The 17,113-nt window shown below is 73.0% G+C and carries 15 protein-coding genes; 8 read left to right on the forward strand and 7 right to left on the reverse strand.

Annotated elements, in window-relative coordinates; genetic code table 11:
* Positions 1-82 precede the first annotated feature (82 nt).
* On the forward strand, positions 83-1,165 hold the full coding sequence (locus ACIBG7_RS29190; protein ID WP_397338303.1) for an acyltransferase: 1,083 nt from the start codon (positions 83-85) through the stop codon (positions 1,163-1,165).
* Here the strand turns inward: ACIBG7_RS29190 and ACIBG7_RS29195 are convergent.
* On the reverse strand, positions 1,144-2,247 hold the full coding sequence (locus ACIBG7_RS29195; protein ID WP_397338304.1) for a hypothetical protein: 1,104 nt from the start codon (positions 2,245-2,247) through the stop codon (positions 1,144-1,146). The genes ACIBG7_RS29190 and ACIBG7_RS29195 overlap by 22 nt on opposite strands.
* Positions 2,248-2,482: 235 nt before the next feature.
* Between ACIBG7_RS29195 and ACIBG7_RS29200 the strand changes: the two genes are divergently transcribed.
* A complete protein-coding gene (locus ACIBG7_RS29200; RefSeq protein ID WP_397338305.1) occupies positions 2,483-3,562 on the forward strand; it encodes an ABC transporter substrate-binding protein in 1,080 nt (359 codons plus the stop codon).
* Between the two features lie 209 nt (positions 3,563-3,771).
* Here the strand turns inward: ACIBG7_RS29200 and ACIBG7_RS29205 are convergent, their stop codons facing one another.
* Positions 3,772-5,382 carry a DUF885 domain-containing protein gene (locus ACIBG7_RS29205; protein WP_357922091.1) on the reverse strand — a complete coding sequence of 537 codons (1,611 nt, stop codon included), beginning with the start codon at positions 5,380-5,382 and terminating at the stop codon, positions 3,772-3,774.
* A gap of 88 nt (positions 5,383-5,470) precedes the next feature.
* On the opposite strand from ACIBG7_RS29205, the gene ACIBG7_RS29210 reads away from it, so the two are divergent.
* The 3 genes from ACIBG7_RS29210 (at position 5,471) to ACIBG7_RS29220 (ending at position 8,412) form a co-directional block, all read left to right on the forward strand.
* Positions 5,471-5,977 carry a hypothetical protein gene (locus ACIBG7_RS29210; protein ID WP_357922094.1) on the forward strand — a complete coding sequence of 169 codons (507 nt, stop codon included), beginning with the start codon at positions 5,471-5,473 and terminating at the stop codon, positions 5,975-5,977.
* A gap of 73 nt (positions 5,978-6,050) precedes the next feature.
* The gene (locus tag ACIBG7_RS29215; RefSeq protein WP_357922097.1) at positions 6,051-7,256 is read left to right on the forward strand and encodes a GNAT family N-acetyltransferase; all 1,206 of its coding nucleotides are present in this window, start codon (positions 6,051-6,053) and stop codon (positions 7,254-7,256) included.
* A 25-nt stretch (positions 7,257-7,281) separates the two neighbouring features.
* Positions 7,282-8,412, forward strand: coding sequence for a winged helix DNA-binding domain-containing protein (locus ACIBG7_RS29220; protein ID WP_357922100.1), 1,131 nt, complete (start codon positions 7,282-7,284; stop codon positions 8,410-8,412).
* On the opposite strand, the gene ACIBG7_RS29225 is transcribed toward ACIBG7_RS29220, so the two are convergent.
* Positions 8,409-9,266, reverse strand: coding sequence for a class I SAM-dependent methyltransferase (locus tag ACIBG7_RS29225; protein ID WP_357922103.1), 858 nt, complete (start codon positions 9,264-9,266; stop codon positions 8,409-8,411). The two genes, ACIBG7_RS29220 and ACIBG7_RS29225, sit on opposite strands and share 4 nt — an antisense overlap.
* Before the next feature lie 47 nt (positions 9,267-9,313).
* Here ACIBG7_RS29225 and ACIBG7_RS29230 point away from each other — a divergent pair, with 47 nt between their 5' ends.
* Both ACIBG7_RS29230 and ACIBG7_RS29235 read left to right on the forward strand, forming a co-directional pair.
* Positions 9,314-9,880 (forward strand): helix-turn-helix domain-containing protein, encoded by a 567-nt coding sequence (locus tag ACIBG7_RS29230; protein ID WP_397338306.1) that lies wholly within the window; start codon positions 9,314-9,316, stop codon positions 9,878-9,880.
* 2 nt (positions 9,881-9,882) lie between these two features.
* Positions 9,883-10,548, forward strand: coding sequence for a tetratricopeptide repeat protein (locus ACIBG7_RS29235; protein ID WP_397338307.1), 666 nt, complete (start codon positions 9,883-9,885; stop codon positions 10,546-10,548).
* A gap of 36 nt (positions 10,549-10,584) precedes the next feature.
* Here ACIBG7_RS29235 and ACIBG7_RS29240 read toward each other — a convergent pair whose 3' ends face one another.
* The 4 genes from ACIBG7_RS29240 to ACIBG7_RS29255 form a co-directional block, all read right to left on the reverse strand.
* Entirely contained in the window at positions 10,585-11,844 is a 1,260-nt protein-coding gene (locus tag ACIBG7_RS29240; protein ID WP_357922112.1) for a class I SAM-dependent methyltransferase, read from the reverse strand.
* A 4-nt stretch (positions 11,845-11,848) separates the two neighbouring features.
* Entirely contained in the window at positions 11,849-13,207 is a 1,359-nt protein-coding gene (locus tag ACIBG7_RS29245) for an FAD-binding oxidoreductase (protein WP_397338308.1), read from the reverse strand.
* A 93-nt stretch (positions 13,208-13,300) separates the two neighbouring features.
* Positions 13,301-14,233, reverse strand: coding sequence for an NAD(P)-dependent oxidoreductase (locus ACIBG7_RS29250; protein WP_397338309.1), 933 nt, complete (start codon positions 14,231-14,233; stop codon positions 13,301-13,303).
* Between the two features lie 71 nt (positions 14,234-14,304).
* Positions 14,305-15,795: a serine/threonine-protein kinase gene (locus ACIBG7_RS29255; protein ID WP_397338310.1), complete on the reverse strand. Its 1,491-nt coding sequence runs from the start codon at positions 15,793-15,795 to the stop codon at positions 14,305-14,307.
* A gap of 200 nt (positions 15,796-15,995) precedes the next feature.
* Between ACIBG7_RS29255 and ACIBG7_RS29260 the strand changes: the two genes are divergently transcribed.
* Positions 15,996-17,111, forward strand: coding sequence for a CaiB/BaiF CoA-transferase family protein (locus tag ACIBG7_RS29260; protein WP_357922124.1), 1,116 nt, complete (start codon positions 15,996-15,998; stop codon positions 17,109-17,111).
* The last annotated feature ends 2 nt before the right edge of the window (positions 17,112-17,113 follow it).

Here is a 17,113-nt window from a genome sequence, read left to right on the forward strand (position 1 = left end):
TCGTCACCGCGCCCGCGCTCCACCCCCCACGGCCACGATGAACCACGATGAACCCCGGTCCCCAACCGGAAGGCGTCCTACCGTGGCCCCCACCACCCTCCGCCCGCCGCTCGCACCTCCGGCCGCCGGCACCCGCGTGGCCTCCCTCGACGCCCTGCGCGTGCTCGCCGTCTGCGGGGTGGTCGCCATCCACCTGTTCGGCCTCATCGTCGTCGCCCCCGATCTCCGCGGCACCCCCACCTGGTGGGCCGGAGCCGCCCTGGACCTCGGGTTCGTCTGGGTGGTCCCGGTCTTCGTGATGATCAGCGGCGTCCTGACGCTGGACCCGCGCGCGCACTCCCGCGGCGTCGCCGCCTTCTACGCCCGCCGCGCCAAGAAGATCATCCCGGCGCTGGTCGCCTGGCACCTGATCTACCTGTTCGTCGTCCGTGCCCTCCTGCGCGGCGAGGAGCTCACCGCCGCCGGCGTGACCCGGATGCTGCTCGACGCCAAGGTCTTCACCGCCCTGTACTTCCTCTGGCTCGTCCTCGGGCTCTACGCCGTCGCCCCCGTGCTGGCCGCCTTCCTGTCCGGCGGCGGCCCCCGCCGCGCCCGCGTCCTTGCCGCGACGCTCCTCGGGTGGACCGCGGTCGCCTTCCTGCTGCCCGGCCTGGCCGAGTCGCTCGGCCTCGCCCGCCCGCTCTCCCTCGGCGCCTGGACGATGTGGTGGCCCTACGTCGGCTACTTCGTGCTGGGCTGGGCCGTCCGCGACGTGCTGCTGACCCGCCGTGCCACCCTCTGGACCGGGCTCGCCGCCCTGGTCCTGGCCGCCGAGATCGTGTGGCAGTACGGCACCGCCGCCCCGGGCAGCCTGCTGGCCCTGGTCAGCCCGGTGAGCTACCTCGGTCCCGCCGTCATGGCCCTGTCCCTGGCCGTGTTCCTGGTCGGCCGCTCCGCCCTGCGCCACCTCCGCCCCAGCCCGTGGCTCACCCGGCTGTCCGACGCCTCCTTCGGCGTCTTCCTCATGCACCTGCTCGTCTTCGAGGCCATCAAGCGGCTGGCCCCCTGGCTGGCCGACGCCCACGCCCCGCTCCTGCTGGGCTGCACCTACCTGATGGTGCTCGCGCTCTCCTTCGGCGCCTCGATCGCGCTGTCCCGCGTCCCCTACCTGCGCGCGCTCGTCTGACCCGCGCCCACGGCCACGCTCACGGCCGTGGTGCGCCGCCGCCAGTAGGCCAGCACGGCCGCCCCGAGCAGCGGCCCCCAGACCGGACACGGGAACAGCAGCACGAACAGCACGCCGTCCAGCCACGAGCCCAGTTGCACGGCGGTGGCCAGCACGCCGGGCGCCGAGACGCACAACGCGAGGGCGGCGAAGGCGCCGGGCACCACGGCCAGCAGCACCGGCACCGGCCGCCCGCCCACCCGGGGCACCCAGCGCGGGAAGACCTCGCCCCACCGGCTGATCAGGCCCAGCGTCAGCACGACGGCCAGGACCGCGCTCATCCCGATCATGAACCCCTGCAGCCGGGTGGCCGGATCGCCGCCCGGCTGCGCGAGCAGCTCGACGTGCCCGGTCCGCGGGTCGAAGCCGCCGAGCGGCCACGGCGTCGCCCAGGACAGCCGGGCCACCGCGTACGGCACGCCGCCCAGGGCGGCCAGGATCGTCACGGTCCGGCCCCAGCGCGGGTTCGCCGCCTCCTCCGGCTGCGCGAGCCCGCGGTAGGCCAGCCACGCCCACGTCACCGCGGCGATCGCCATCGCCCACGACCACGCGATCCGCTCCGCGAAACTCCCGAAGCCGGTGGCCAGGCCGGCCACGTAGTGCGGCAGCGCGTCCGTCAGGGTCAGCGCCAGCACCACCCCGCCGACCAGGACGAGCGCCGCGCCGTACGCGACCGGGCGGCGCCGCAGGACCCCGATCGCCACCAGCGCCACGACCCCGGCCACGACGGCCGGGATCATCGCGTACCCGAGCGAGGCCAGCACCGACGCGTCGCACATCACCAGCAGGAAGAACGCCCCCTGGACCGCCGCCCCCACCGCCGCGAGCCGAGGCCGCGACCGCTGCGCCGGCGCCACCAGCAACCCCAGCACTCCCGAGGCGGCCAGCAGGGCCGTCCCGGCCTCGCGCTCCACCCAGTGGTTGAACCCCACCGACACCTCGCTCGCCGCCCCGTACGGGTAGCTCTCCGGGACGAACCACCACAGGACCGCCACGGCCAGCGTTGCCAGCGAGACGATCGACGACACCGACATCCGGCGCATGCCCACTCCTCTTCGATCTCCGCGGACGAGCCTGCCGGGCGGCCGGGCGGCGAACCTCCCCCGGCGAGGGGAGGCCCTTCCCTCCGCCGAGGGAACCCGGGCCGGGCCGGCGTTTCGGAGCCGATCGGGGCAGGAGGCCGAGGCGGCCCGTTTTCCGCCCTCGGCTACTCTCTGCCTCACTGATGTCGATCAGCGGTCCCAGCCGGGCCGCCCCCTCCGGGAGATGCCGAACCACATGACCACGCCCCCCACCAGTTCCCCCGTCCGGATCGGTGTGCTCGCCCCTTTGTCCCGGCCCGGGTGGGTCCAGGCCGGTGAACATCTGCTCGCCGGTCTGGAGCTGGCCGCCGCCGAGGTGAACGCCGCCGGCGGTGTTCAGCTCGACCTGGTGGTCCGTGACACCGCGGCCGACGCTCAGAAGGCCGAGGCGGCGGTCGACGAGCTGGCCGGGCTGGGTGTGACCGCCCTGGTGGGCGAATACCACAGCGTGGTGGCCCGAGCGGTCGCCGCCCGAGCCGATGCCCTGAGCGTGCCGTACCTCTGCTCGTCAGCCGTCCTGGACGCCCTCATCGACCAGCCGTCAGAGTGGGTGGCCCGCATCGCCCCGGCGCAGTCGCGCGGCTGGCGGCTGTACGCCGACTTCCTCCTCGGCGCCGGACACCGGCAGGTCGCCGTAGCCACGCAGCCGAGCGTCTACTGGGCTTCGGGAACCCGCATCCTGCGCGAGCACCTCGCCGCCGGCGGCGGCACCCTGGTCGAGCTCGACCTGAACACCCTGGACGCCGCAGCCGTCTGCGACACCCTCGCCGGGTCCCAGGCCACCGCGCTCCTCATGCTGTCCGGCATCCCGGACCCGGCGGTGCCGGTGGTGAAGGCCGTCCGCGCCGACCCCCGCCTCACCGGCCTCCTGATCGGCGCCCCGGCCGGGCAGCCGGAGTTCGCCGAATGGCTGGCCGCCCTGGGGGTCGACGGCGCCGGGATCCCGTTCCTGCGCTACCTTCCCGAGCAGCTCACCCCCCTCGGGACCCGCGTCGACCCCGCCCTGCGCTCCCGCCTGGGCGGCGCGCCGTCGTTCGTGGCCTTCGAGGGCTACGACACCATCACCGTCCTGGCCGACGTGCTCCGCACCCATGGCGCGGACCGAGCCCGCATAGCCGCCGCCTGGCCGCACGTCTCCGTCGAGGGCACCCGCGGGGTCATCAGCTTCACCCGCGTGCCGGGCATCAACGTCTGGCAGTGGGCCTGGCCGCCCATCCAGGTCGTGGAGCGCGATCCGCAGACCCTCGACCACTTCCGGGTCCTGCACTCGGGCTGAACCCGCCCCGGGCGGCTCTGGGCGGAGGTCCTCCCGCTGTGGGAGCCGGAGGTCTCCCGGTTGTTCCAGCCGATGGAGGGTGAGGCCCGGCGCTGCCGGGCCTCCCGCCGATCGATCCACCGCACCGGGCGAACCTCGAAGGGCTCGCCCGGTTCCGGAGGGCACCCTCACCGCTTTCCCGGCGCGGAATGCCTCCGCGCCGGGGGGGGTCAGAGGCGGTCGAGGGCCTGGCGGAGGGTGCCCAGGCCGATGGGGCCGAGGTCCAGGGCAGCCGTGTGCCACGCCTTGAGGTCGAAGCCGGGCTTGGCCTGAGCGGCAGCCCGGGCCTCCAGCCAGGCCCGCTCGCCGAGCTTGTAGCTGATCGCCTGGGCGGGCCAGCCGAAGTACCTGATGACCTCGGGCACCACGGTGTGCGGTTCGGCCCGGCCGCGGTCGCGCAGGAAGTCGACCGCCTTCTCGAAGGTCCAGGCCGTCCCGTCGGCCATCGGCAGTTCGAGGTGGACGCCGAGGTCGATGACGACGCGGGCGGCGCGGAGCGCCTGGGCGGTGAGCATGCCGAGCCGGGTGCCGGGCGCGGAGAACCAGCCGAGCTCGTCGGCCAGCCGCTCGGCGTACAGCGCCCAGCCCTCGCCGTGCCCGCTGACCCAGGAGAAGCGGGCGAAGCGGGAGAGCTTGTCCCCGGCGACGGCGACGGCGCCGAGCTGGAGGTGGTGGCCGGGCACGCCCTCATGGAAGACGGTGCTGAGGTCGCTCCAGGTGGCGAACTTGGTGCGCCCGCCGAGCGGCCACCAGGTGCGTCCGGGCCGGGAGAGGTCCTCGCTGGGCCCGGTGTAGTACGGCGCGCCGGAGGTGGAGCCCGGGTTGAGCACGACGTCCACGGTCTTGAGCGCCTCGGGGATGTCGAACAGCACCCCGTCGAGCTCGGCGATCGCGCTGGCGTGCTGCTCCTTGAGCCAGGCGAGGTAGGCCTCGGGCCCGTCGACGTACTGCGTGGCGTCGAGGTGGGCGATGGCTTCGGAGACGGTCGAGCCGGGCAGGATGGCGTGCGCCTCGCGGGCCATCTCCTCCTCGATGCGCTCGAGTTCGGCCCAGCCCCAGGCGTAGGCGTCGTGCAGGTCGATGTCGTCGCCGAGGGAGTCGCGGGCGGCGATGCGGTAGCGGTCGAGGCCGACGGCGTCGCGCTCGGTGGCATTGGGGGCGTACCGCTCGCGCAGGTAGCGGGCGAAGTCGGCGTAGCCTTCGTGCGCCTGCCGTACCGCGTCGGCGAGGTCGCGGGCGACGGGGCCGTCGCCGTAGTCGGCGAGCAGGCCGTCGTGGGTGCCTGCGTAGCGCTCGGCCTGCTCGGCGGCGCCGAGGGCCTGGCGGCGGGCGGCGGTGAGGCCGCGGGCGAGTCCTTCGTCGAGGGTGACGCGGTAGGTGGCGAGCATGCCGGGGATGGCGGCCAGGTGGGTGGCGATCTTGTGCCACTGCTCGTCGTCGCCCTGGGGCAGCATGTCGATGCTGTCGCGCACGCCGGCGACCAGGCCGAAGGGCGCGCTGAGGTCACGGTACGGCTCGCCGCTGTCGTGCCAGGCCAGGCGGCTCTCCAGGCGTTCGCGCAGTTGCGCGGCGGCCTGGACGTCGGCGTCGCCGGTGGGCTCGAGGGTGTCGAGCTTGGCGAGGGTGGCCCGGATGTGCTCCGCCCTGGCGGCGTGGCCGTCCGGGCTGTAGTCGGTGGCCGGGCCGAAGTCGCCGTTGATGCCCATGTAGACGGCGTCGAGCGGGTCGAGCTCGGCCGCGCGGAGGATGTGCTCATCGCACAGACGGAAAATCGGAGTCACTGTCGCACGATATCCGGACATCTTGCGGTGGCATGCACCGGCGGCCTGCGGAAAGCGTCCCGCAAGGAATCCCGGTTACGCTGCCTCCATGAGCCAGCAGACGGTGACCGACGCCCGATTCGGCGAGATCTTCCTGACCGCCGATCGCGAGCAGGGCCGGTTCGGCGTGTCCGGGGCGGAGATCCCCGAGACGTTCATCCGCCGCGATCTCGACCTGCTCGCCGCCAAGGCCGCGGCCCCCATCGGCACCCGCACCCCGGAGGTGCTCTCGGTGACGGTGGACGGCCTGCCTGCCGTACTGGAGCTGGGGCCGGGCGGGCTGACCCGCCGCTCCTACCGGGTCAGGGTGACGGCCGGCGAGACCGGGTACGAGCTGACGCCGAACACCCCCGAGACGAGCCTGCTGGTCCGCCACCCGGACCGGACGCCGATGGGCGAGATCACGGTGCTGGAGGAGGGCCCGCGCGCGGAGTGGACCGAGGAGGCCGACGCCACGGGCGCGGCGATCGGGTACACGCTGGCGCTGGCCTTCGGGGTGGGGGCCAACCACCCGCTGCACGTGATCATCGACAGCGCCATCCTGGGCGGGTACTAGCGGGAGACCACCGGAGCCGTCGCCGGGAAAATCGGGTGGACGGGGGCGTCGCCGAGCTGGGATAGTCCCCGCCGTGAGCAGCACCCTCGATTCCACCCTCGTCCTCCGTGAGGCGCGGCCCGGCGATCTCGACCAGATCAGCGCCCTGATCACCGCCCGGATGGAGCCGGCCGACGCGGTCGACCTCCGGCTGGTGGTCACCGATCCCGAGGCCGGCTGGGCCTCGTGCGCGGTGGTGGTCGACGGCGAGCGCGTCGTGTCCACCGCGACCCTCCTGGACGAGGAGGTGCGGGTGGGCGGGGTACGGTTGCCCGCCGGTCAGGTCGAGCTGGTGGCCACGGACAGCGAGTACGAGGGCCGCGGGCTGGTGCGGGCGCTCATGGCCTGGGCGCACGAACGGTCGGCGGCGCGCGGCCACGTGATCCAGACGATGATCGGGATCCCGTACTTCTACCGGCTGTTCGGCTACGAGTACGCCATCGACATCCCGCCCGTCCTGCCCGTGCACACCGTGCCGGGCGGCGAGGGGACGCCGGTGCTGCGCGAGGCCACGGCGGAGGACCTGCCGGCGATCACCAGGCTCCAGGAGGCGGCGCAGAGCGGGTTCGACGTGGCCATGCCGCACTCGGCGCCCTGCCGGCGCTGGCTGCTGGAGCACAAGGCGAGCACCACGTGGGTGCTCGACCGGGACGGCGTGGTCGTGGCCACCGGGCGCACGATGCCGCCCGGTGACGAGGTGCTCCTGGCCGAGGCCGCCGCGCTCGACGAGGCCGCGGCGCTCGATCTGCTGCGCGCGGTGCACGCGCGCTTCCCCGGCAGCCAGGTGCAGGTCGTGCACCGGGCCGGGACGGTCACCGACGCGGCCTGGCGGGAGTTCGCCGAGTACCGGCCGCGCACCGGCGCCGAGCAGTACTACGTGCGCATCCCGGAGGTCGCGACGCTTCTCGACCGGCTGCGGCCGGTGTTCCAGGAGCGGCTGGCGGCGGCCGGGATCGACCACACGGGCAAAAACCTGGTCATCTCCACCTACGGGGCGCACTACCGCATCCCGGTCACCGAGGACGGGCTGGGCGAGGTGGTCACCGGCGGGACGATGCAGGGACCGGGCTCGGTGGGCGGGGTGGGCGTGGCTCCCGACCAGTTGCCTGCGCTGCTCTTCGGGCCGCACGGGCTGGAGGGGCTCGGCCGGATCCGGCCCGACGTCTACGGTGGTGAGCTGTACCGGGCGTTGTTCCCGCCGCTCACCGCGGACGTGCTCAGCTTCTACCTCCCGTACTGAAATCCTCCGAACCGACAATGGGTCTATGAGTCTCACCGCGCGGCAGCTCAACCGGGCCACCCTCCAGCGCCAGCTCCTCCTGAGCCGTGCCGAGCTGTCCGTCCCCGACGCCGTCCGGCATCTGGTCGGTCTCCAGGCCCAGGAGGCAGCCTCGCCGTACCTGGCGTTGTGGAACAGGCTGGCCGGCTTCGAGGCGGCCGACCTGGACACGCTGTTCGCCGACCGCGGCGTGGTCAAGGCGTCGCTGATGCGGCTCACCCTGCACGCCGTGCACATCGAGGACTACCCGGCGCTGCACGCGGTGATGACGCCGAACCTGCGCGCCTCCCGGCTGCACGACGCCCGGTTCGCCGAGAGCGGGCTGACCGTCGCCGAGGCCGACGCGCTGCTGCCGGGGCTGGACGAGTTCGCGCTGACCCCGCGCACGGCCGGGGAGATCGAGAAGTACCTGGAGACGGCGCTCGGCGAGCCGCGCGAACGGGTCTGGTGGGCGCTGCGGACCTTCGCCCGGCTGCACCACGCGCCCACCGGCGGCCCGTGGTCGTTCAAGACGGGCCGGGCCTCGTTCGTGGCCGCGGGCGGTGAGCCGAGCTCGGCCGAGGAAGGGCTGCGGGAGCTCGTGCTGCGCTACCTCGGCGCGTTCGGGCCGGCGTCGGTGGCCGATGTCGCGCAGTTCACCCTGCTCGGGCGGCCGCTGATCCGGCAGGAACTGGCCCGGCTCGGCGAGCGGGTGCGCCGGGTCGAGGGGCCCGGCGGGACGGAGCTGTTCGACCTGGCCGGCGGCGAGGTGCCGGACGAGGCGACGCCCGCGCCGGCCCGGCTGCTGGGGATGTGGGACAACGTGCTGCTGGCCTACGCCGACCGGGCGCGGATCATTCCGGCCGAGTTCCGTCCCGCGGTCATCCAGCGCAACGGGGACGTGCTGCCGACCCTGCTGGTGGACGGGTACGTCGCCGGGGTGTGGCGGGTGGTCGAGGGCGGGATCGAGGCGACCGCCTTCCGGCCGCTCTCCGAGGCGGAGTGGGCCGGGCTGGCCGTGGAGGCGGCGGCGCTCACCGCCTTCTTCTCCGGCCGCGACCCGGCCCTGTACCGGCGGTTCGGGCACTGGTGGGTCAAGGGCCTGCCCGGCGTCGACGTGCGAGTCCTGCCCGGTTAGCGGCGGCCCACCCAGACGTGGCGCTCGGCCCGCAGGTGCAGGTCATCGCGGCGCAGCAGTCCGCCGGGCGAGTGCTCGTCGAGCAGGACGTCGAGCGTCTTCTGGTCGTCGGCCGCCACCTGGCCGCCCAGGCCCTCGCGGAAGCGCTGCAGGGTGACCTGCGCGTACCGGCGGGTGAGGCCGGGCACCGGCGAGCGCTGCTCCAGCGAGACGACACGCTCGGTGACCTCGGTGAACCCGGCCGCCGTCAGCCGGGGACCCCAGTCGTCGCCCAGGTGCGGCATCTCCTCGGCGTGCCGCTCGGCACGGGCGGCGTGCAGCCGCTCCTCCAGGCCGGGACGGCCGAAGCCGAGGTCGTGGGGCAGGAAGCGCGGGAAGCCGTCCATCTCGACCAGCGCGACCAGCCCGCCGGGCCGCAGCGCGGCGAGGATCTCGCGCAGCACCCGGTCGGGGTCGGCCAGGTGGTGCACCGAGCCGGCCGCCCAGACCAGGTCCAGTTCCCGGGCCTCCGCCGGCCAGCCCGCGTCGAGGTCGGCCTGGAGGGTCCGGACCCGCTCGGCCAGGCCGAGCTCGCCGGCCTTGTGCCGCAGGCCGTGCAGGTAGCGCGGGGACAGGTCCACCGCCAGCACCTCGGCGCCGGGGAAGCGGCGCAGCAGGGTGAGCGTGCCGGTGCCGGTGCCGGCCCCCAGGTCGAGCAGGCGGGCCGGGGCGGGCTCGCCCGCCAGCTCCGCCAGCCAGTCGGCAACCTCGGCCAGGGGCTCGCGGAGCACCTCGGCGTCGAGATCGAGCATTTCGGCCATGAGGGCTTCGCTGTCGTGATCATGGCCGTGCTGGTGGTGCGCGTGCTTCGTCATGCTTCGACAGTAGGCGGTACTTGCCCTAGAGACATACCATCTTGCGTATGAAGCAAGACAACGACGTGGACGCCCTCGTCCGGAAGCGGATCCGGGGGCTTCGCGTGGCGATGGGCTGGTCGCTCGACGACCTGGCGGGGCGGTGCTACCTCAGCCCGTCCACGCTGAGCCGCATCGAGACCGGCCACCGGCGCATCAGCCTCGACCAGCTCAGCGCGATCGCGCACGCCCTGGGCAGCACGATCGACCAGCTCGTCGAGCCCGCCGACGACACCGACGTGATCATCCGGCCGCACCACGACCCCGAGCGGGGCGTCACCACCTGGATGCTGACCCGCGAGCCGGGCGCCTCGGTGGCCAAGATCCGGCTGACCAGGCCCGCGCCCACCGACCCGGCCGCGCTCAAGGTGCACCCCGGCCGGGACTGGTTCACCGTGCTGTCCGGCACGCTGGAGCTCGCCCTGGGCGAGCGGCGCATCCTGGTCGAGGCCGGCCAGGCGGCGGAGTTCTCCACCATGATCCCGCACGCCTTCGGGGCGCACGGCGGGCCGGTGGAGATCCTCGGCATCCTCGACCACGAAGGCCAGCGCACCCACCTACGGACCTTGGAGTGAGCATGAGCGCGGACGCACGGATCGACCAGGCCTTGGAGCTCTACGAGCGCGCGGTGTACGCCGGTGACACCGGCGCCTTGGCCGCGGCCGAACGCGCCCTGTCGGCGGTCGAGGCCGATCTGCTGGTGGGGCGGGGGCGGGTGCTGCACGCCCGGTTTCTGGCCGATCGGCAGGCTGATCCGGGCGAGCTCGGGTTGTTCGAGCAGGCGCTGGGGATCTACCGGGCGCTCGGGGATCCGGTGGGTGAGGCCGAGGCACTGTTCTGGGTGGGGTGCTTCCACCAGGTGGTGCTCGGCGATCACGACACCGCAGTCCCGTTGCTGGAGCAGGCGGCCGGGCTGGCGGGCGAGCACGGGGCGCGGAGGACGCAGGCCGAGGCGCTGCGGCATCTGGGCATCGCGGCGCATGCCGCCGGGAAGCTCGATCGTGCTCGGGAGCGGCTCGAAGAGTCGGTACGGCTCCGCCGCGAGCTCGGGCTCTGGGCGGGTGTGGCGGCCAACCAGGTGGGGCTGATCCACCTCGCCGCGGCGCAGGGGCGGCACGCCGAGGCCCGGGAGCTGGCGGAGGAGGCGGCCGGGCTGGCCGCCGAGGCGGGGGCGGCGCGCATCCTGGGTCAGGTCGAGGAGGCGCGCGCCCACGCTAGGTCCGTGGAACGCCCGGAGCCCTGAGGCCCCGGGCGGCCCGAAAACGGCCCTGCGAAAGACTCAGGGCCAGTCGAGGGCGGGGCGCAGCGGGACGCCCGACCGGGCCTGGTCGTCGAGCTTGACGGCCAGCACCTGGTGCAGCTGCACCTTGTTGCGCTCGAAGCCGACGATGCAGCCGGCCATGTACAACCGCCAGACGCGGGCCGTGCCGAGGCCGACCTCCTGGACCGCGTCCTCCCAGTTCTCGTCGAGGTTGTCGCACCAGAACTTGAGCGTCTTGGCGTAGTGCTCGCGCAGGTTCTCCTCGTGGCGGATCTCGAAGCCGAGGTCCTCCATCTGCCGGATCAGGTAGCCCACCGACTCCAGCTCGCCGTCGGGGAAGACGTAGCGGTTGATGAAGCCGCCCTTGTTGAAGGTCTTCTCCGAGCCGGTGGGCCGGGTGATGCAGTGGTTGAGCAGCCGGCCGCCCTGCTTGAGCTTGCCGTACAGGAAGGAGAAGTAGGCGGGCAGGTTGTCCTTGCCGATGTGCTCGGTCAGGCCGATGGAGCTGACCGCGTCGAAGCCGGTCTCGGTGACGTCGCGGTAGTCCATGTGCCGGACCTCGGCCAGGTGCTCCAGCCCGGCCTCCTTGATCGCCTGCTGCGCCCACTCGGCCTGCTGCTTGGACAGGGTGACGCCGAGCGCCTTGACGCCGTACTCGCGGGCGGCGTGGATGACCATGCCGCCCCAGCCGCAGCCGACGTCCAGCAGCCGCATGCCGGGCTTGAGGCCGAGCTTCTTGGCGACCAGGTCGAACTTGGCGTACTGCGCCTCTTCCAGCGAGGCGTCCTCGTCGGGGAAACACGCGCAGGTGTAGGCCATCGAGGGGCCGAGCACCCAGCGGTAGAACCGGTTGGACACGTCGTAGTGGTGGTGGATCGCCTCGGCGTCACGCTGCTTGGCGTGCCGCGAGCCGAGCCTGGCCAGGGCGCTCTGCCGTACCTCCTGCGGGGGCGGCGGCACCCGCATCAGCAGCGGCTTCATCCCGAGCGCGCGGACGGCGTCCACCTTCTCGCTCAGGGACAGGTCGTTGGTGGTGATGGTCCACATGCGGTCGAGCAGGGTGTACATGTCGCCGTGCACGTCGAGGTGCCCGGAGACGTAGGCTCGCGCCAGCCCGAGCTCGCCCGGTGCCTGGGCGAGGTAGGCGACCGCGATGGGGGACTTCACTTCGAGACGGATGTCCGCGCTGTCCGGCCCGGCCTTGCTGCCGTCGTAGGCCATGAACGCGACACCCGACCCGGGGCCGACGATTCTTTCGAAGATGGACGCCAGTGCCATCTGCTCACCTTCCCCGCACACACTTGTCATACAGGTCCAGCAGGCGACCCCCGGGGTCGTACGCCCGCTTGACCTTCCAATACGCATCGCCGTTGTAGAGCTCCCAGAATTGCTCTCGACGGTAGAAAGAGGTCGAGTACAGCGATTTATGCCCGTCCAGGGCATGAACCTCGTTCTCGATGAGCCGGTTGTAGTAGCCGTCGAACTGGCCGCGCGGCAGCGGGACCATGCCCCAGAAGCCGAAGTTGACGTAGAGCTTGCCGGTCTCCAGCGGGTAGAGCGGCCACTCCGAGCCGGAGCGCAGCGGGCACATCCAGACCGGGGTCATGCCCACCTTGTCGTGGAAGAACGACAGGAACTCCGCGCCCCGCTCGATCGGCACCTCGATGTCCTGGATGACCGACTCGCTCACCGGCTGGTTGCGCCAGCGGTCGATGCGGGCGGTGACGCCGTGCTTGCGGTCCAGCGCCACCAGCTTGCGGTAGACGTCGGAGCGCAGGTAGCGGCGCGGCACCAGCGAGCGCACGACCGGCTGCTGCACGCCGAAGGCGCGCGAGCACCAGAACCAGTCGGTGTCCCAGCGCCACAGGTAGTCGCGCACGGTCAGCCAGTCGCGGTTGCGCGAGCGGATCGACTGGTAGTAGATGCGCATCCCGGTGTAGTCCGAGACGTACGGCGCGCGGTCGGCGAAACGTCCGACGGTGATGTACAGCTCCGACGGCGAGAAGAAGACCCCGTCCACGAAGTCGACCGGCTCCCCGTCGTGCCGCATCGTCTCGCAGATCTCCTGCATGGCCAGCATGCACTTGTCGGCGTCGGTGAACCGCAGGTGCGTGAGCTGCACGTACGGCTGGACCGGCTTGAGCTTGATGCGCAGCCGCAGCGCGTAGCCCAGGGTGCCGTAGGAGTTGGCGAAGGCCCGGAACAGGTCGCGGTGCTCGTTGTCGTCGGTGGCGACCAGGATGCGCCCGTCGCCGGTGAGGATCTCCATCTCCTCGACCGACTCGTGCGGCAGGCCGTCGCGGAAGCTGGTGGACTCGATGCCGAGCCCGGTCACCGCCCCGCCCAGGGTGATGGTCTTGAGCTGCGGCACCACCGTAGGCATGAGCCCGTAGGGCAGGGTGGCGTCGACCAGGTGCTCGTAGGTGGTCATCCCCTGCACCTCGGCGGTCATCGTCGCCGGGTCCACCGAGATGACCTCGTCCAGGTCACGGGCCGAGAGCTTGGCGGCCTTGCCCCCGTCCCGGAACCTGAACAGGTTCGAGGTGGCCTTGGCCAGCCGTGGCGCCGAGTCCTCCGGGATCTCCGCGTAGGACTGCCTGATCTGCTCAACGGCCCTCTGGTGTGTCGACATGTTCGTCATAGGCCTCCACCCCCAAGAGATCGTCCGTCTGACCGTATCTCTCTGAATCACCATGGAACAGACCGGGGTCGTTAATGCCGTGAAAACTTGCGGTCAGCGCCTGTCCACCTGCGGCGACGCACCATTGAGCACATGCGCCACAGGCTCCCCGGAGACCGCGGCGCGCAGGTTGTCGAGCACCACCCCGAACAGTCTCATGGTCGACTGCGGTGTCACCCCCGCGACATGCGGGGACAGCAGAGTGTTGGGCAGTTCAAGGACCGGGTCGGCGGCCGGGAGCGGCTCGCGCTCGAAGACGTCGAGGGCGACGCCGCCCAGGTGCTCCAGGCCGCTCTCCCGGACGATGCCGCCGCGGGCGGCGTTGACCAGCACCGCGCCGGGCTTCATCAGGGCCGGGTCGACCAGGCCGCGCGTGCCGTCGGCCAGCGCGATCACCACCACGACCACGTCGCTGGTGGCCAGGAGGGTCTCCAGCGGCTCCCGCTGCGAGCTGCGGCTCCAGTGGGTGACCTCGCAGCCGAAGGCGGCGAACAGCCGCTCGCACTCGCGGCCGATCGGCCCGTAGCCGACCAGGCCCACCTTCGAGCCGGACAGCTCGCGCGGCTGGAGGGTGAGCTGCGGCCACTCCCCCGCCCGCACCGCGGCGTCGGCCGCCACCAGCTTGCGCAGCAGCGCCAGCGTCGCGGCCAGGCACCATTCGGCCACCGCGACCGCGCTGACGCCCGCGGTGTTGGCCAGGGGGATCCCGGCGGCGGCCAGCGCGTCCAGGTCGTGACCGTCCACGCCGACGCTCGGCTGCTGCACGAAGGCCAGGCGCGGGGCGGCCTTGACCGCCTCGGCGTCCAGGGCCAGTTCTGCGGTGTAGTCGCCGAGCACGATCTCGGCGTCGGCGAGCGCGGCCAGCAGTCCGGCGCGGTCACGGGTGGCCGGCACGCTCAGCTCGATCAGGCCGGCGAGCGGCGCGGTGACGTTGCGGAGCAGATCCAGCGGGAGGGGCGGGAGGGCGAGCACGTGCCACGGCGTCATGGGGCGATCCTGGCACGCCCCACCGGCCCCCGTCATGAGCCGGGCTCAGCCTCGCCGCCCCCCAAAGAGGCTCAGCCTTGGCTGGAGACGGGCGGGACGAAGCTGGCCAGGACCTTGCGCCCCAGCGCCAGGCTCTTGCGCCACTGCTCCTCCGGCGCGGTCCACGACAGCACGTAGACCGTGTCTCCGGCGACCACCGCCCGGCTGAGCTGCCGGTAGACCTGCCCCTCGGCGGCCCAGGTCGCCGACTCGGTCGGCCCGGTCCAGCGCGCCTCCCACTCGACCATGCCGTCGCCCAGCTTGCGCGAGTTCAGCACCCCGTCCGGCAGCAACGTGGTCGCGTCCTGGAGCACCTGGTTCACGTCCAGCGTGGCGTACTGCTGCTGCACGCTGAAATGGCCCGACCTGTCCGCCTTCAGCCACTCGGTGTAGGAGTCGCGCCGCCGCCCGTCCCACCCGACCGGCCGCGCGATCGACCACCCGTCCGGCGAGGTCCAGGTCCGGACCAAGGCTCTCGTACGGCTCGGCGTGGGCGTCGGGGTCGGCGTGGCCGAGACGGTCGGCGTCGGCGTCTCCTCGGCCAGGTGCGGCAACGGCGCCGTGCTGACCCGTTGCGCGACCGCCGGACCGCCCTCGGCCTGCGGCCGGAGTAACACGAAGGCGAGCGTGCCCAGCGCCACCGCCAGCACGGCCGCGGCGAGCGCCAGGACCGTGCGCCCGGCCGGCCGCCCCTCGGGCCGCGGCGGCGCGCCCACGCTGCCGATCGCGGCGAGCAGCCGGTCGGCCTCGGCCGCGCCGATCCGCGCCGCCGGGTCCTTGATCATCAGCCCCTGGAGCACCGGGTGCAGCGCGGGCGGGATGCGCCGGTAGTCGGGCTCCTCCTTGAGCATCGCGGTGAGCGTGGCCATCGGCTCGCCCCGCTCGAACGGCGAGCGGCCGAGCAGCGCGGCGTACAGGGTGGCGCCCAGCGACCACAGGTCGGAGGGCGGCCCGGCCTCGGCGGCGAAGACCCGCTCGGGCGCGAGGAAGGCCGGCGAGCCGGTCACCATCCCGGTGGAGGTGAGCGAGGCGTCGCCCTCGGCGGTGGCGATGCCGAAGTCGGTCAGGACGGCCCGGCCGTCCGGGGTGAGCAGGATGTTGCTCGGCTTCACGTCCCGGTGGATGATCCCGGCCTCGTGCGCGGCGGTCAGCGCCGCGAGCAGTTGCCGGCCGACGTCGGCCGCCTGCCGGACCGGCAGCGCGCCGGCCGTGGCCACGATCTCCTCCACCGAGCGGCCCTGGACCAGCTCCATGATGATCCACGGCCGGCCGTCCTCCTCGACCACGTCGTAGATCGCCACGACCGAGGGGTGGTTCAGCTTGGCGGCGTTGCGGGCCTCCCGGGCCGTGCGCAGCAACTGCCGCTCGCGGTCGAGGTCGGGCAGCCCGGCGGAGAGCAGCACCTCCTTGACCGCGATCGGCCGGTCGAGGAGGGTGTCATGGCCCTCCCACACCACACCCATGCCACCCCGCCCCAGCTCGCTCCGCAACTGGTAGCGCCCGGCGACAATCCGTCCAACCATTCCGAAACCTCCGCGACAAGGGGAAAAGTTTCCCACACGCGTGGCGCGCGTGCTGTGCGCACCGGGCGGATCTTCCCGCTCTCGGGTAACGGGGAGAAATCCCGCCTTGTCAGTGTCGCTGCGGGGTAGGCGCGGCATCGGGGATAAGAATATTGTTCTGGCATTTGCGGCAGCCGTACCAGATTGAAGGGGAGTGCCCGATGGAGCGTCAGGGACCGCTGGCCGGGGTGCGCGTGCTGGAGCTGGCCGGGCTGGCGCCGGGGCCGTTCGCCGGGATGATGCTGGCCGACCACGGGGCCGAGGTGCTGCGCGTGGACCGGGTGGCGGCCGTGAACGACCGGCCGCGCCGCGACGTCATGGACCGCGGCAAGCGCACGATCGGCCTCGACCTCAAGTCGCCCGACGGCGCCGCGGCCTTCCGCAGGCTCGCCGAGCGGGCCGACGTGGTGATCGAGGTGTTCCGGCCGGGCGTCGCCGAGCGGCTCGGCATCGGTCCCGAGGACCTGCACGCGGTCAACCCGCGCCTGGTCTACGGGCGGATGACCGGCTGGGGCCAGGACGGGCCGCTGGCGCCGACCGCCGGGCACGACATCGACTACATCGCCGTCTCCGGCGTGCTGTCCCTGCTCGGCCGGGCCGGGGAGAAGCCGACGCCGCCGATCAACATCCTGGGCGACTTCGCCGGGGGCGGGCTGATGCTGGCCTACGGGGTGCTGCTGGCGTTGCTGGAGCGAGAGCGCACCGGTCGGGGGCGGGTGATCGACGCGGCCATGGTGGACGGCGCGTCGGTGTTGTTCGCCATGTTCCACCAGGCCGCGCGGAGCGGGCACTGGGGGCCGCGCGGCACCAACCTGCTCGACACCGGGGCTCCGCAGTACGACACCTACGAGACCGCCGACGGCGGCTTCCTGGCCGTCGGCTCGCTGGAGCCGCAGTTCTGGGCGGCGATGACCGGCCTGATGGGCGTGGACGACCTGCCCGACCGCGACGACCCCGCGCAGTGGCCGGCCCTGCGCGAGCGGCTGGCCGAGGAGTTCGGGAAGCGCACCCGCGCCGAGTGGGAGAAGATCTTCGACGGCACGGACGCCTGCGTCTCGCCGGTGCTGTCCATGGCCGAGGCGGCCGAGCACCCGCACAACGTCGCCCGCGAGTCCTTCGTCGAGGTCGGCGGGACCAGCCAGCCGCGCCCGGCGCCCCGGCTGCTCGGCACGCCCCTGCCCGACCTGTCGCCGGCCACCCGGCTGACCGACCTGAGCGCCTGGGGCCTGGACGAGCAGGAGGCCGCCCGGCTGCGCGACGGCGGCGTGCTGGCCTGAGC

Origin of the sequence: Nonomuraea sp. NPDC050328, assembly GCF_044459405.1 — a bacterium.
GTDB lineage: Bacteria > Actinomycetota > Actinomycetes > Streptosporangiales > Streptosporangiaceae > Nonomuraea.